Source organism: Stenotrophomonas sp. pho, assembly GCF_006228405.1.
GTDB lineage: Bacteria > Pseudomonadota > Gammaproteobacteria > Xanthomonadales > Xanthomonadaceae > Stenotrophomonas > Stenotrophomonas sepilia.
This window is the reverse complement of sequence record NZ_CP029759.1, coordinates 597277-611026: the sequence shown is the minus strand read 5'-3', so window position 1 is coordinate 611026 and position 13750 is coordinate 597277. Positions and strand designations below refer to the sequence as shown.

Annotated in this window: 8 protein-coding genes and 1 pseudogene; 4 read left to right on the top strand and 5 right to left on the bottom strand. The window is 68.5% G+C overall.

Annotated features, from left to right (window positions below; translation table 11 throughout):
- Positions 1-54: 54 nt before the first annotated feature.
- A pseudogene (gene purL / locus DL544_RS02805) lies at positions 55-3938 on the bottom strand (phosphoribosylformylglycinamidine synthase).
- Positions 3939-4756: 818 nt separating this feature from the next.
- Here purL and DL544_RS02800 point away from each other — a divergent pair.
- Positions 4757-6856 carry a glycosyl hydrolase family 18 protein gene (locus tag DL544_RS02800; protein ID WP_053500400.1) on the top strand — a complete coding sequence of 700 codons (2100 nt, stop codon included), beginning with the start codon at positions 4757-4759 and terminating at the stop codon, positions 6854-6856.
- A gap of 110 nt (positions 6857-6966) precedes the next feature.
- On the opposite strand, the gene DL544_RS02795 is transcribed toward DL544_RS02800, so the two are convergent.
- Together DL544_RS02795 and xerD are read right to left on the bottom strand one after the other, a co-directional pair.
- A complete protein-coding gene (locus DL544_RS02795; protein ID WP_053500398.1) occupies positions 6967-7752 on the bottom strand; it encodes a thioredoxin fold domain-containing protein in 786 nt (261 codons plus the stop codon).
- A gap of 100 nt (positions 7753-7852) precedes the next feature.
- Entirely contained in the window at positions 7853-8830 is a 978-nt protein-coding gene (gene xerD, locus DL544_RS02790; protein ID WP_005415216.1) for a site-specific tyrosine recombinase XerD, read from the bottom strand.
- A 56-nt stretch (positions 8831-8886) separates the two neighbouring features.
- On the opposite strand from xerD, the gene DL544_RS02785 reads away from it, so the two are divergent.
- Positions 8887-9378 (top strand): RDD family protein, encoded by a 492-nt coding sequence (locus tag DL544_RS02785; protein WP_139726716.1) that lies wholly within the window; start codon positions 8887-8889, stop codon positions 9376-9378.
- Positions 9379-9468: 90 nt separating this feature from the next.
- Here DL544_RS02785 and lptG read toward each other — a convergent pair whose 3' ends face one another.
- Together lptG and lptF are read right to left on the bottom strand one after the other, a co-directional pair.
- Entirely contained in the window at positions 9469-10575 is a 1107-nt protein-coding gene (lptG, locus tag DL544_RS02780) for an LPS export ABC transporter permease LptG (protein WP_049414332.1), read from the bottom strand.
- On the bottom strand, positions 10572-11654 hold the full coding sequence (lptF, locus tag DL544_RS02775) for an LPS export ABC transporter permease LptF (protein ID WP_065179144.1): 1083 nt from the start codon (positions 11652-11654) through the stop codon (positions 10572-10574). The genes lptG and lptF overlap by 4 nt, the downstream gene beginning before the upstream one ends.
- A 104-nt stretch (positions 11655-11758) precedes the next feature.
- On the opposite strand from lptF, the gene DL544_RS02770 reads away from it, so the two are divergent.
- Positions 11759-13237 (top strand): leucyl aminopeptidase, encoded by a 1479-nt coding sequence (locus tag DL544_RS02770; protein ID WP_139726715.1) that lies wholly within the window; start codon positions 11759-11761, stop codon positions 13235-13237.
- Between the two features lie 82 nt (positions 13238-13319).
- The gene (locus DL544_RS02765) at positions 13320-13745 is read left to right on the top strand and encodes a DNA polymerase III subunit chi (protein ID WP_005415211.1); all 426 of its coding nucleotides are present in this window, start codon (positions 13320-13322) and stop codon (positions 13743-13745) included.
- Positions 13746-13750 lie beyond the last annotated feature (5 nt).

Below are 13750 nucleotides of genomic sequence, written 5' to 3'. Positions count from 1 at the left end.
AGCGGCGGGTTTTTCCATACGCGGTGGCATTGCGGCCTGCGCGGAACGATGCGATCAGCCGCACCACACCCGCGCGTTGCGGAACATGCGCATCCACGGCGAATCACCCTGCCATTCCGCCGGTGCCCAGCTCAGGTTGAGCGCGCGCGGGGTACGTTCCGGGTGCGGCATCATGATGGTGACGCGGCCGTCGCTGCTGGTCAGGCCGGTGATGCCGTCCGGCGAACCGTTCGGGTTCAGCGGGTACTGGCTGGCCACCTTGCCATTGCCATCGATGTAGCGCAGCGAGACACGTGCAGCAGCCTGGTCGACGGCATTGTCGAACACGGCCTGGCCTTCACCATGCGCCACCGCCACCTGCAGGCGCGAGCCGGCCATGCCACGCAGCAGGATCGACGGCGATTCCACCACTTCCAGCAGCGCGGTGCGGGCTTCGAACTGCTCGCTGGCGTTGCGACGGAACTGCGGCCAGTGCTCGGCACCCGGAATGATGTTCTTCAGCTGGCTCATCATCTGGCAGCCGTTGCATACGCCCAGCGCGAAGCTGTCTTCGCGCGCGAAGAACGCGGCGAAGGCATCACGCAGTGCGCTGCGCTCCAGGATCGAGGTGGCCCAGCCACGGCCGGCACCGAGCACGTCGCCATAGCTGAAGCCACCACAGGCCACCAGGCCGGTGAAATCCTGCAGGGCCACGCGGCCTTCAATCAGGTCGCTCATGTGCACGTCGAAGGCACGGAAGCCGGCACGCTCGAAGGCGTTGGCCATTTCGATCTGGCCGTTGACGCCCTGCTCGCGCAGCACCGCCACGCGCGGACGCGCACCACTGCTGATGAACGGTGCCGCCACATCCTCGTTGAGGTCGAAGCTGAGCTTCGGCTTCAGGCCCGGTGCGTTGAAGGCACGCGCGATCTCGCGCTCGGCATCGGCATTGGCCGGGTTGTCGCGGCGCTTCTGCATCGCGTGGGTGACCGACCACCAGGCATCGAACAAGGCCTCCCAGCGCCACTCGGCCAGGTTCTCGCCGCCCAGCGACACGCGCACCACCGGTGCGGTGGTTGGCTTGGCGATGCGCTGCGCGCATTCGGTCAATGCATGGCGTTCAACCAGGTCGGCAAACGCTGCACGGTCTTCGCGCGCGATCTGCACCACCGCGCCCAGTTCTTCGTTGAAGAGGCTGCGGAACGGATCGTCACCCCAGGCATCGAGGGCGATGTCCAGGCCCAGGCGCGAGGTGAAGGCCATTTCGCACAGCGCGGCGAAAGCACCGCCGTCGCTGCGGTCGTGATAGGCCAGCAGCAGGCCGGACTGGCGTGCATCGCGGATCAGCTCGAAGAAACCCCGCAGGCGCTGCGGATCGTCCAGGTCCGGGGCGGCACCGGCGAAGGCCGGCAGGTCGCCGTGGTCGGCATGCACCTGGGCCAGGATCGACCCCCCAGGCGCTGCTTGCCGGCACCGAGGCCGATCAGCCACAGCTCGCTGTCCACCTCCCGGTCGAGCAGCGGGGTCAACTGCTGGCGCACGTCGGCGACCGGCGCGAACGCCGAGATCACCAGCGACACCGGCGACACACTCTTGTGCGCTTCACCCTGGTCGTGCCACTGCGCCTGCATTGACAGCGAGTCCTTGCCCACCGGGATGCTGATGTCCAGCTGCGGGCAGAGTTCCATGCCCACCGCCTTCACCGCGTCGTACAGCAGCGCGTCTTCGCCTGGGTGACCGGCCGCGGCCATCCAGTTCGCCGACAGCTTGATCTCATCCAGCGCATCGACCGGGGCCGCGCACAGGTTGGTCAGCGCTTCGCCCACCGCCATGCGTGCCGAAGCAGCGGCATCGAGCAGGGCCAGCGGGGTGCGCTCGCCGATCGACATTGCCTCACCGGCTACGCCGTCGAAGTCGGCCAGGGTGATTGCCACGTCGGCCACCGGCAGCTGCCACGGGCCGACCATCTGCTCGCGCGCGGTCAGGCCGCCGACGCTGCGATCACCGATGGTGACCAGGAAGTTCTTCGAGGCCACGGTCGGGTGCGCGAGCACGCGCAGGCCGGCTTCCTGCAGGTCCAGGCCACCGGTCTTCAGCGCCGGCCAGCGCGGTGCCGGCGGGTGCGCGGTATCGCGGTGCATCTTCGGCGGCTTGCCGAACAGCACGTCCATCGGCAGGTCGATCGGTGCATCGGCCGGGGTGTGGCCCGGCACGGCACCGTAGGCCACCACCAGATGTTCCTCGGCGGTGGCCACACCGACCGCAGCGAACGGGCAGCGCTCGCGGGCGCACAGCGCGGCGAACTCGGCCAGGCGTTCCTGGGCCACGCCCAGCACGTAGCGTTCCTGCGACTCGTTGCACCACAGCTGCATCGGCGACAGCGACGGATCATCGGTGGGCACCTTGCCCAGGTCGATGACACCACCGACGTTCGAGTCGTGCAGCAGTTCGGGGATGGCGTTGGACAGGCCACCGGCGCCGACGTCGTGGAAGAACTTGATCGGGTTGTTGGCGCCCATCGCCACGCAGCGGTCGATGACCTCCTGGCAGCGGCGCTCCATTTCCGGGTTGTCGCGCTGCACGCTGGCGAAGTCCAGGTCCTCGGCGCTTTCACCGGAGGCCACCGAACTGGCCGCACCGCCGCCCAGGCCGATCAGCATCGCCGGGCCACCCAGCACGATCACCGCATCACCGGCCTGCAGCGGGATCTTGTCGACCTGCACGCGGTCGATCGCGCCGAGGCCACCGGCCAGCATGATCGGCTTGTCGTAGGCGCGCACCAGATCGGCGCCTTCCGGCAGCTCGAAGCTGCGGAAGTAGCCGAGCAGGTTCGGGCGGCCGAACTCGTTGTTGAACGCGGCGCCGCCGAGCGGGCCGTCGGTCATGATTTCCAGCGCCGGTGCCATGCGCGGGTTCAGCGCGCGCGGCGCCTCCCACGGCTGCGGCAATTCCGGAATGCGCAGGTGCGAGACCGAGAAGCCGGTCAGGCCCGCCTTCGGCTTGCCACCGCGGCCGGTCGCGCCTTCGTCGCGGATCTCGCCACCCGCGCCGGTCGAGGCGCCCGGGAACGGTGCGATCGCGGTTGGGTGGTTGTGGGTTTCCACCTTGATCTGGAAGGCACTGGGCACCTGCGCTTCGCGGCGGTATTCGCCACTGGCCGGATCGGGGCGATAGCGCGAGGCCGGATGGCCTTCGATCACCGCGGCGTTGTCGCTGTACGCGCTGAGCGTGTGCTGCGGGGTCTGCTGGTGGGTGTTCTTGATCATCCGGAACAGCGAGCGGTCCTGCTCCTGGCCGTCGATGGTCCAGCTGGCGTTGAAGATCTTGTGGCGGCAGTGCTCGGAATTGGCCTGCGCGAACATCATCAGTTCCACGTCCGACGGCGAGCGGCCCAGCGCGGTGAAGCGTTCACGCAGGTAGTCGATCTCGTCCTGGGCCATGGCCAGGCCGAGGCGCTGGTTGGCGGCCTCCAGCTGGTCCACCGGCACGCGTTCCAGCTCGCCACGCGCTGGCGCCGAGAACAGCGCCTGGCCCTGCTCCACGGTCTCCAGCACCGACTGCGTCATCGGGTCGTGCAGCGCCTTGACCAGCGCCTGCTGAGCGTCGGCATCGGCCGGCCAGCCCTGCACGTCGATGCGCAGGCCACGTTCGACCCGGCTGACCGGCTGGCCGGCACCGCGGACCAGTTCGGTGGCCTTGCTCGACCACGGCGACAGCGTGCCCAGGCGCGGCACCACGATGCGGCTGACTGCGCCTTCGGCCACGGCTTCGGCCTGCGGCGCCGCTTCGAGGATGCGGCACAGCGTGGTCAGGTCGGGGGCGGCGCTGCCTTCGGGCTGCACGAAGTAGACGTGCCAGGCGCCGCTGATGCGCAGGGAGGGAGCGATGGACTGCAGGCGGGATTCAAGACGTTCGCGGCGGAACGGCGACAGGGCGGGCGCGCCCTCGAGGACCATCATGTCCGGGGAACCGTAGTTGGGAAACGGGCCCGACATTGTACCGGAAGCGGGGGGTGGGCTTTGGCCGGGCGGCGCCCGGCACCCGCCGAGGCCACGGCCGAAGCAACGGCAACGGCCAAAGCAACAGCAAGAGCTGGCTTCTGTGAGCTGGCGGGGCGGTGGGAGCCAGCAGGACACGCCGTAAACCCATCCGTGGGGGCTCGATGGCGCCATCCATGGCGCCAACGGTCCTGCTGGCTCCCACCACCCCGCCCCGACAGTTTCCCGCGATCTGCGGCCATGCGTGGACGCTTCCCGGTAGTGCCGGCCGCTGGCCGGCAACCAGGAAATGTCAGAAATCAGGCATTGAAGAGCGCAGCGACCGGCTTTTGCCTTTGTTTTTTTCTTCTGTCTTTCGTGGCTGGCCGCGCAGGAACCTGTCCGTGGCCGGGCGGGTGGGCTGCGCAGGGGCGTGAGCCGCATGGATGCGGCGACCGAGCTTACATGGACGTACTTGCAGCGCCCCCTGCGCAGCCCACCCGCCCGGCCAACCCCCAGAAATCCGCTGTTCGCGGCAAGCCCCAGCCACGAGGGGGCTCCGCCGATGGCCGCCGACCGCGCGCCAGCGCCGCTTTCCGCCCAAATCGCCGAACCATGCGCTTGCTCACGGATTGACCACGCAATTGATGACAACGTTGTCCCCACCTGGTGCCGGACTCTCTCCCCGGCCTCCCAGGTGCCTCCGTCCGGCCCCTCCGTCGCCTTCCCGGGCGATGCCCGGACCTGCGTCACGCGCGGCGCCATCGGGGCCCGCGCGCCCTTTGATCGGAGACTCACCCATGTACGACCCGATTGTGCGCAGTGCCGAACGTTCGACCCGAAGCTGTCGTCCCCGCCATCTGGCCTGGCTGCTTGCCCTGGCCGCCGGCAGCGCCGCCCTGCCCGGCCTGGCGCAGGCTGCCAGCTGTGCCGGCGTGGCCCAGTGGGACCAGGCCAAGATCTACCGGGCCGGCGATACCCTGCAGAAAGGAGGCGTCCTCTATCGGGCGAACCAGGACATCTGGAACGCGCCACCGGACCATCCGGCCGGTGCGCCCTACTACACCAACCTCGGTGCCTGCGATGGCAGCGGCACCAACCAGCCGCCGGTGGTCAGCCTGACCTCGCCGGCCAACGGCGCCACCTTCAGTGCCGGCAGCACGGTCAACGTGACCGCCACCGCCAGCGATCCGGACGGCAGCGTCGCCAAGGTCGAATTCTTCCGCGACGGCAGCACGCTCGGCGTGGCCACCAGTGCGCCGTATGCGGCCAGCTGGACCAATGCCAGCGCCGGCAGCCACACCCTGCGTGCGGTCGCTACCGACAACAACAACGCCACCAGCAGCACCGCGACCATCACCATCACCGTCAACGCTGCCGGTGGCGATACCACCGCGCCGAGCGTGCCCGGCGGGCTGGCGGCCGGAACGCGCACTGCCAACAGCATCGCGCTCAGCTGGAGCCCATCCACCGACAACACCGGTGGCAGTGGCCTGGCCGGCTATGACGTGTACCGTAACGGAAGCCTGGTCGGTTCGCCGTCCAGTGCCAGCTATGTGGATGGGGGGCTGACCGCATCGACCACCTACCGTTACCGCGTGCGGGCGCGCGACAACGCCGGCAACGCGTCGGCGCAGGGCACCGAGATCAGCGCCACCACGCTGGCCGGTGACGGTGGCACCACCGGCAAGCGGGTCATCGGTTACTTCACGCAGTGGGGCATCTACGGCCGCAACTACCGGGTCAAGAACATCGACAGCAGCGGTTCGGCGGCGCGCCTGACCCACATCAACTACGCGTTCGGCAACGTGCGCAACAACCGCTGCGAAGTCGGCATCACCCAGCCGTCGGATCCGAACAGCGGTGCCGGTGGCGATGCCTTCGCCGACTACACCAAGGCCTTCAGTGCCGCCGAGAGTGTCAGCGGCAGCGCCGATACCTGGGACCAGCCGCTGCGCGGCAACTGGAACCAGCTCAAGCAGCTCAAGGCCAAGTACCCGAACCTGAAGGTACTGATCTCGCTGGGTGGCTGGACCTGGTCGCGCGGCTTCTCCAGCGCGGCGCGCCCGGAAAACCGCCAGGCCTTCGTTGCCTCGTGCATCGACGCCTACATCAAGGGCAACCTGCCGGTGACCGACGGTGCCGGCGGCGCCGGTGCGGCGCTGGGCGTGTTCGACGGCATCGACATCGACTGGGAATACCCGGTGGCCTGCGGCATCGAATGCGGCAAGCCGGAAGACAACGCCAACTTCACCGCGCTGATGGCCGAGTTCCGCCGCCAGCTCGATGCGGTGCGTCCGGGCCTGTTGCTGACGGTGGCGGTGGGTGCCGGCATCGACAAGATCCGCGTCACAGATCCGGCGGCGTACCACCCGTACCTGGACTACATCAACGTGATGACCTACGACTTCCACGGCGCGTGGGATGCGAAGACCAATCACCAGTCGGCGCTGTTCGATTCGCCGAATGATCCGTCCACCGGCGACCAGAAGCTGTACAACAGCAACGACGCCATCGAGGCCTTCATCAGCCGTGGCGTGCCCGCCGCCAAGCTCAACCTGGGCATCGGCTACTACGGGCGTGGCTGGACCGGCGTGGCCAATGCCAACAACGGCCTGTACCAGACCGCCAGCGGTGCCGCCCCGGGCACGTATGAAGCCGGCATCGAGGACTGGAAGGTGCTGAAGAACCTGGCGTGGCCGGGTTACACCGACAACACCGCCGGTGCCACCTGGATCTACAACGGCAGCACGCTGTGGAGCTTCGACACCCCGGCCAACATCACCCGCAAGATGGGTTACGTGAAGACCCAGGGCCTGGGCGGCGCGTTCGTCTGGGAGTTCAGCGGTGACGATGCGCAGGGCACGCTGACCAAGGCAGTCAGTGATGGCCTGAAATAAGGGAAAAGCCGGGGGCGCATTTTGCGCCCCCGGCCTCTGATCTGTGGAGCCGAGCCCATGCTCGGCTGATGTTTCCGCAGTCGAGCATGGCTCGACTCCACAATTCTGCGTCAGCGCTTGGCCGACAGCTTCTCCAACGCCGCACGCAGCTGTGCCGGCGGCAGGTAGCCCCCCAGCTGGGTGCCGTCCGGCGCGAAGATCGCCGGCGTACCATTCACGCCCAGCTGCTGGCCCAGCGCGTACTGCATCGCCACCGGATTGGTGCAGTTCCTGGCGGGAACGTTGCCGCCGCGCTTGGCGTTGGTCAGCGCCTGGCGACGATCCGCTGCACACCAGACCGAAATCATGTCGGTGTAGTCCTTGCTGCCCAGGCCCATGCGCGGGAACGCCAGGTACTCGACGGTGATGCCGTTGCGGTTGAGCTCGGCGATGTCCTGGTGCAGCTTGCGGCAGTAACCACACTCGATGTCGGTGAACACGCTGATGGTGTACTTGGCGTTCGGCGCGGCGAACACGATGCGATCGCCGTGATTGGCCTTGGCCAGCAGGCCGCGGCGATAGCCGAGCAGGCCTTCGCTGTTGGCCGGGCCCTTGGCGCGGGTGTCGTAGGGCTGAGACTGGAACAGGTAGCGGCCGTCATCGGACACATACAGAAGCTGGCCTGAAACGACGACCTCGCGGAAGCCGGGGAACGGCGCGGCGCCAATGTAGTCCACCTGGAAACCGGGGTTCAACGCGGTCAATGCGGCGCGTACCGCCTGGTCGGCCGGCGCATTCGCGGCCGGATTGGCCTTGGCCGCAGCGGCGGCGGGTGCCTTGGCGGCCGGCGGAGCCGGCTGGGCGCAGGCGGTCAGGCTGAGCGCACCGAACACGGCGGCGATGGCAAATCGGAGCATGGAGCGGTCCGCGACAGAAGAAGACCCCGGATTCTGACACAGCCGCCGGTACCGGGCAGCGACGCCCGGCAGCGCCCCGGGCAGCGATTCAGCCCGGCACTCAGCCACGCGGATGGTGGCGGGCGTGCAGCTTCTGCAGGTGCTCGCGCGCTACCAGGGTGTAGATCTGGGTGGTCGACAATGAACTGTGGCCGAGCAGCATCTGCAGCGCGCGCAGGTCGGCACCGCGGTTGAGCAGATGGGTGGCGAAGCTGTGCCGCAGCCCATGCGGGCTGATCCGCGCCGGGTCGATGCCGGCCACCTGTGCGTGGCGCTTGACCAGATGCCAGAACGCCTGCCGGGTCAGCGCATGCAGCGTCGGTTCAATGAACAACGGGGCCTGCCCATCCGCCAGGGCATGCACCTTGCCCTTGCCGACCAGCTGCGGGCGCGACTGCTGCAGGTAACGCTCCAGCCAGTGCTGGGATTCCTCTCCCAGCGGCACCAGCCGTTCCTTGCTGCCCTTGCCGGTGACCCGCAGCACGCCCTGGCGCAGGTTGACCGCCGTCGCGGGCAGCAGCACCAGTTCACTCACGCGCAGGCCCGCGGCATACATCAGTTCCAGCATGGCGCGATCGCGCAGGCCCAATGGGCTGTCGACGTCCGGGGCCGCCAGCAGCGCATCGATCTGGCTCTCGGCCAGCGCCTTGGGCAGCAGCCGTGGCAACTTCGGCGGGTCCAGCAGCGCGCTGGGATCCTCGCTGCGTTCGCCGCGGCGCACGCCATCGGCGAAGAACGCCCGCAACGCCGACAGCAGGCGCGCGTTGCTGCGCGGTGACCAGCCATGCCGGGTGCGCCAGGCCAGATAATCGAACAGCCCAGGACGCTCGATGCCGGCCAGGCCACCGTCGCGCCCATCCATCCAGCGCGCCAGCCCTTCCAGGTCACGCCGGTAACTGTCGAGGGTGGCACGGGCCAGGCCGTTCTCGGCCCAGATCGCATCGAGGAAGCGCTGGATGCGCACGCCGTCGTCGGCGCGAAGCTCGGGCAGTTGCTGGACCAGCTGGCGGCGTTCTGCGGGGGTGGAGACAAGGGCCATGCGTGCAGGATACGAGGGCCACTGCGGGCACGGCCAGCTTTGCGTATGCTCGGCGCATGTCCCGCCCTGCCACCGACACGGCCCCTGCGGCCGCTACCGAAATGCCCCGCCCACGTGCCTTGTTGGCCTGGCGCGTGCTGGCGATGGTCTACGACGCACTGCCGGTGCTGGCGCTGTGGATGCTGGCCGGCACGCTGTTCACCCTCGCCTACACCTTCAGCGGCCACGCGCAACGCGAGAACATCGCGCCGTTCAGTGCCTGGCAGTGGCTGCTTTGGGCGGTGTGCTGGGCGATCACGGGCTGGTACGCGACGGCCAGCTGGCGCCGCGGTGGACAGACCCTGGGCATGCGCCCGTGGCGGCTGACAGTGCGATCAATCGATGGCACGCCGTTGCGGCGCGGCCAGTTGTGGCTGCGCTTTGCGGTGGGCACGCTGTCCCTGCTGCTGGGCGGACTGGGATTCTGGTGGGCGCGGGTCGACCGCCAACGCCTGACCTGGCACGACCGCGCCAGCGGTACCCGCCTGGTGCGGATGCCGAAACGGTAAGGCGCTGTCTGTAGCGCCGAGCCCGTGCTCGGCTGCTTTCCGCACTGTACGTGACAGCCGAGCACAGGCTCGGCTCTACAACAATCAGAATCAGCCCGACTTGCGCCGGAACAGAAGTCCGGATACCGCCAGCATCACGATCGGCGGCAACGCGTAGGCAATGCGGTAATCGAACTTCAGCGCGCCGGCCATGCGGCCGAAGAACAGCTGCAGCAGCCAGAAGCCCAATGCGAACAGGATGCCCAGGAACAAGCGCTTGCCCATGCCGCCGCTGCGCAGCGATCCGAACGCGAACGGCACCGCCGCCAGGCACAGGGCCAGCACGTTCACCGGATAGAACCAGCGGCTCCAGTACACATCCTCGAAATCGCGCGCGTCCAGCCCGTTGCGTTCGCGGTAGGCAATGCTGGTGCTCAGCTCGGACACGCTGAGGTTGCGCGGCTTGGCGATACCGGTCGCCAGCGCGGCCGGGTCCAACTTCGAGTTCCAGGGCTCACGTGCCACTTCCTGACGGGTTGCCGAGCGCTCGCCAAAGGTGTCGCGGCGCACGCCGGTCAACACCCAGCCGTCCTTGTCGTGCTCGGCGGTGGCGGCATGGGTCAACGAGGCGATCTTGCCGTCTTCGGCGACCCGGTACAGGCGCACATCACGCAGGATCAGCCGCGTGCCCTTGTCGCCCACCAGCTGCTCCTCGCCGCTCTGCGCATTGAGGAAGGTGTCGCCTTCGCGTGCCCACAGCCCCGAGTAACGGGTAGTGGCAATATCCCGCCCCCATTTGGCGCTGGATTTCAGCGCATCGGCACGGTCCTGGCCCCACGGGCCCAGCGTCTCGGCGCTGAGCACCATCACCGCGGTCAGCAGCGACAGCGCAATCGCCACCGACACGCTCAGGCGCTTGCGCGACAGGCCCAGGGCACGCAGTGCGGTCAGCTCCGAGGTCGCGGCCAGCTGGCCCAGGCCCATCAGTGCGCCGATCACCGCGGCCGTCGGGAACATCGTGTAGGCGCGGCGCGGCACGGTGTACAGCACCCACGCGGCGGCATGGCCCAGGGTGTAGCCGTTCTTGCCGATGTCCTTGAACTCGCCGGAGAAGGCCATCACCACGTCCAGGCCCACCAGCACCGCCCAGGTCAGCAGCACGGTGGTGAACACCGACCGGCCCAGGTACAGGTCGAAACGCATCGGGCGCAGCCTCATGCGCGGGCTCCCTTCGGGCGGGCCAGGCGGCCATCACGTACATACATCCAGATCGCCAGCGCCAGCAGCGGCAGGGTCAACCACCACAGGCCGAGCGCGGGCGGAATCTTGCCGTTGGCAATCCAGCCGCTGCCGATGAACATCAGGTTGGTGCCCACCATGTAGGCCAGCAGGGCCAGCATCATGCGTCCATAGCGCTGCTGGCGCGGCGAGCTGCGGCCCAGCGGCACGGTCAGCAGGGCGAACGCCAGCGCGATCAGCGGCGGTGCCAGCCGGCGATGCAGCTGCGCCTGCGCCTGCGGCCGTGCATCACCGACCAACTGCAGGGTCGGCATCAGTTCCGGGTCGTCCTCGGTGCGGGTCTGTGCGCCATCGGGCAGGGCCACGTCGTTGCGGGCGAAGGTCGCCAGCCGGTAATCCAGCCCAGCGGCCACCGGGCCTTCCACCTGGTGGCCATCATCCAGCTCCAGGAAACGCTGGCGGGTGCCCTCGAAGTACATGCGGCCACTGTTGGCCGACACCACTTCCAGGCGATCGTCCTTCTGCCGCTGCAGGAACACCTTGCCCAGCTCGGTGCCGTCAGGCGAGATCGAGGACAGGTAGACCACGCCGCCATTGGGCAGCGGCGTGAACCGGCCCGGCTCCAGGCCGGCCATCAGCACGCTGCGGTTGGCCTCGATGATCATCTGCTCGGCCACCCGGCCTGCCCACGGGCCCAGCCACAGCGAGCAGGCGCCGACCAGCAGCACCACCGGCACCACCAGCATCAGCAGCGGTCGCAGCAGTCGCTTGGGGCCAACACCAATGGCGGTGATGACCGCCATTTCCGAGTCGCGGTACAGCCGCGCCACGGCCAGCAGCAGGCCCAGCATCAATGCCAGCGGCAGGATCAGCGGCAGGTAGGCGATGAACTGCAGGCCCAGCTGGGAGAACAGCAGCTTGGCCGGCAGGCGTCCGTCGGCGATGTTGCCGAGGATGTCCACCAGCACGCCGCCCACGCTGACCACCAGCAGGACGATCAGGGTAGCCAGGAAACTCTGGACGAAATCGCCCAGCAGGTATCGGTCGAGCTTCAGCATGGGGCGGTGGTTTAAACTCTGGGGTTCGTTCGCGGTGCCGCCCAGTCTACTGTCTGGGCGTAAACGGCCTGCGATTGTACGGACTCGCCAATGGAATCTGCTCAATGGCCCTCGAATTCACCCTGAACCACGTTGCTCCGGCCGCTGCCACCGTTGATTGCCTGGTGGTCGGCGCGTATGCCGACCATACCCTGACCCCGGCCGCGCAGGCCCTGGATACCGCCAGCGGTGGCCGCCTGGCGGCGCTGGCCGAGCGTGGCGACCTGTCCGGCAAGACCGGCGCAACCACCCTGCTGCACGACCTGCCGGGCGTGACCGCCCCGCGCGTGCTGGTGGTCGGCCTCGGTGAAGCCGCCCGTTTCGGCGTGCCGCAGTACCTGAAGGCCATGGGCGACGCCGTGCGCGCGCTGAAGGCCGGTGCTGCCCGCAGCGCACTGTTCACCCTGTCCGAAGTGGCGGTGAAGGACCGCGACGCGGCCTGGGCGATCCGTCAGGCGGTGATCGCCGCCGATCACGCCGCCTACCGCTATACCGCCACCCTGGGCAAGAAGAAGGCCGACGACGCCGGTCTGACCCAGCTGGCCATCGCCGGTGACGACGCGCAGGCGCTGGCTCAGGGCCAGGCCATTGCCGCCGGCGTCGAGTTCGCCCGTGAGCTGGGCAACCTGCCGCCGAACTACTGCACCCCGGCCTATCTGGCCGACGTGGGCGTGAAGTTCGCCGGCGAGCACGAGGGTGCCGAAGCCGAGATCCTCGACGAGCACCAGATGGAAGCGCTGGGCATGGGCTCACTGCTGGCCGTGGCCCGTGGCTCGGCCAACCGCCCGCGCCTGGTCGTGCTGAAGTGGACCGGTGCAGGCGACGCCAAGCCCTATGTGCTGGTCGGCAAGGGCATCACCTTCGATACCGGTGGCGTCAACCTGAAGACCCAGGGCGGCATCGAGGAAATGAAGTACGACATGTGCGGTGGCGCCAACGTCATCGGCACCTTCGTCGCTGCGGTCAAGGCCAAGCTGCCGCTGAACCTCGTCGTGGTGGTCCCGGCGGTGGAGAACGCCATCGATGGCAATGCCTACCGTCCGTCCGACGTGATCACCTCGATGTCGGGCAAGACCATCGAAGTCGGCAACACCGACGCCGAAGGCCGCCTGATCCTGTGCGACGCGCTGACCTACGCACAGCGCTTCGAGCCGGCCGCGCTGGTCGACGTCGCCACCCTGACCGGTGCCTGCATGGTCGCCCTCGGCCACCAGACCGCCGGCCTGATGAGCAAGCACGACGACCTGGCCAATGAACTGCTGGCCGCCGGCGAGCATGTGTTCGACCGCGCCTGGCGCCTGCCGCTGTGGGACGAGTACCAGCCGATGCTGGATTCGACCTTCGCCGACGTCTACAACATCGGCGGCCGCTGGGCCGGCGCGATCACCGCGGGCTGCTTCCTGTCGCGCTTCACCGAAGGCCAGCGCTGGGCCCATCTGGACATCGCCGGCGTGGCCAGCGATGAAGGCAAGCGTGGCATGGCCACCGGCCGCCCGGTCGGCCTGCTGAGCCAGTGGCTGCTGGACCAGGCCGCCCGCGCCTGATGCCGTACCCGCCCCTGGCCGGCAGACGCCGGCCGGGGCCTCGCCCGGCACTGCCGGGCCCCTGCCTGACCCGGACCCTGCCATGCCCCGCGCCGACTTCTACCTGATCGCCAAGCCCCGCTTCCTGACCGAGCCGCTGCGCCTGGTCTGTGAGCTGGCGCGCAAGGCCAACGACGCCGGGTTGTTCACCCTGGTGCTGGCCCGTGACCAGGCCCAGGCCGAGGAGCTGGACGAGCTGCTGTGGGCCTTCGACAACGACGCCTACATCCCGCACCAGATCGCCGGCGAAGACATGGACGAGGAAGAGGCCCTGGTACTGATCGCGGTACCCGGCACCGAGGCACCGGCGCGTCCGCTGGTGATCAACCTGCGCGACGAGCCCTGGCTGGGCCAGTGCGAGCGCGTGCTGGAAGTGGTGCCGGCCGATCCGGAAGCGCGCGAACCGCTGCGCGAGCGCTGGCGCCAGTACAAGGCCGCCGGTTACGACCTGAACAAGCATGACATGTGAGCGCG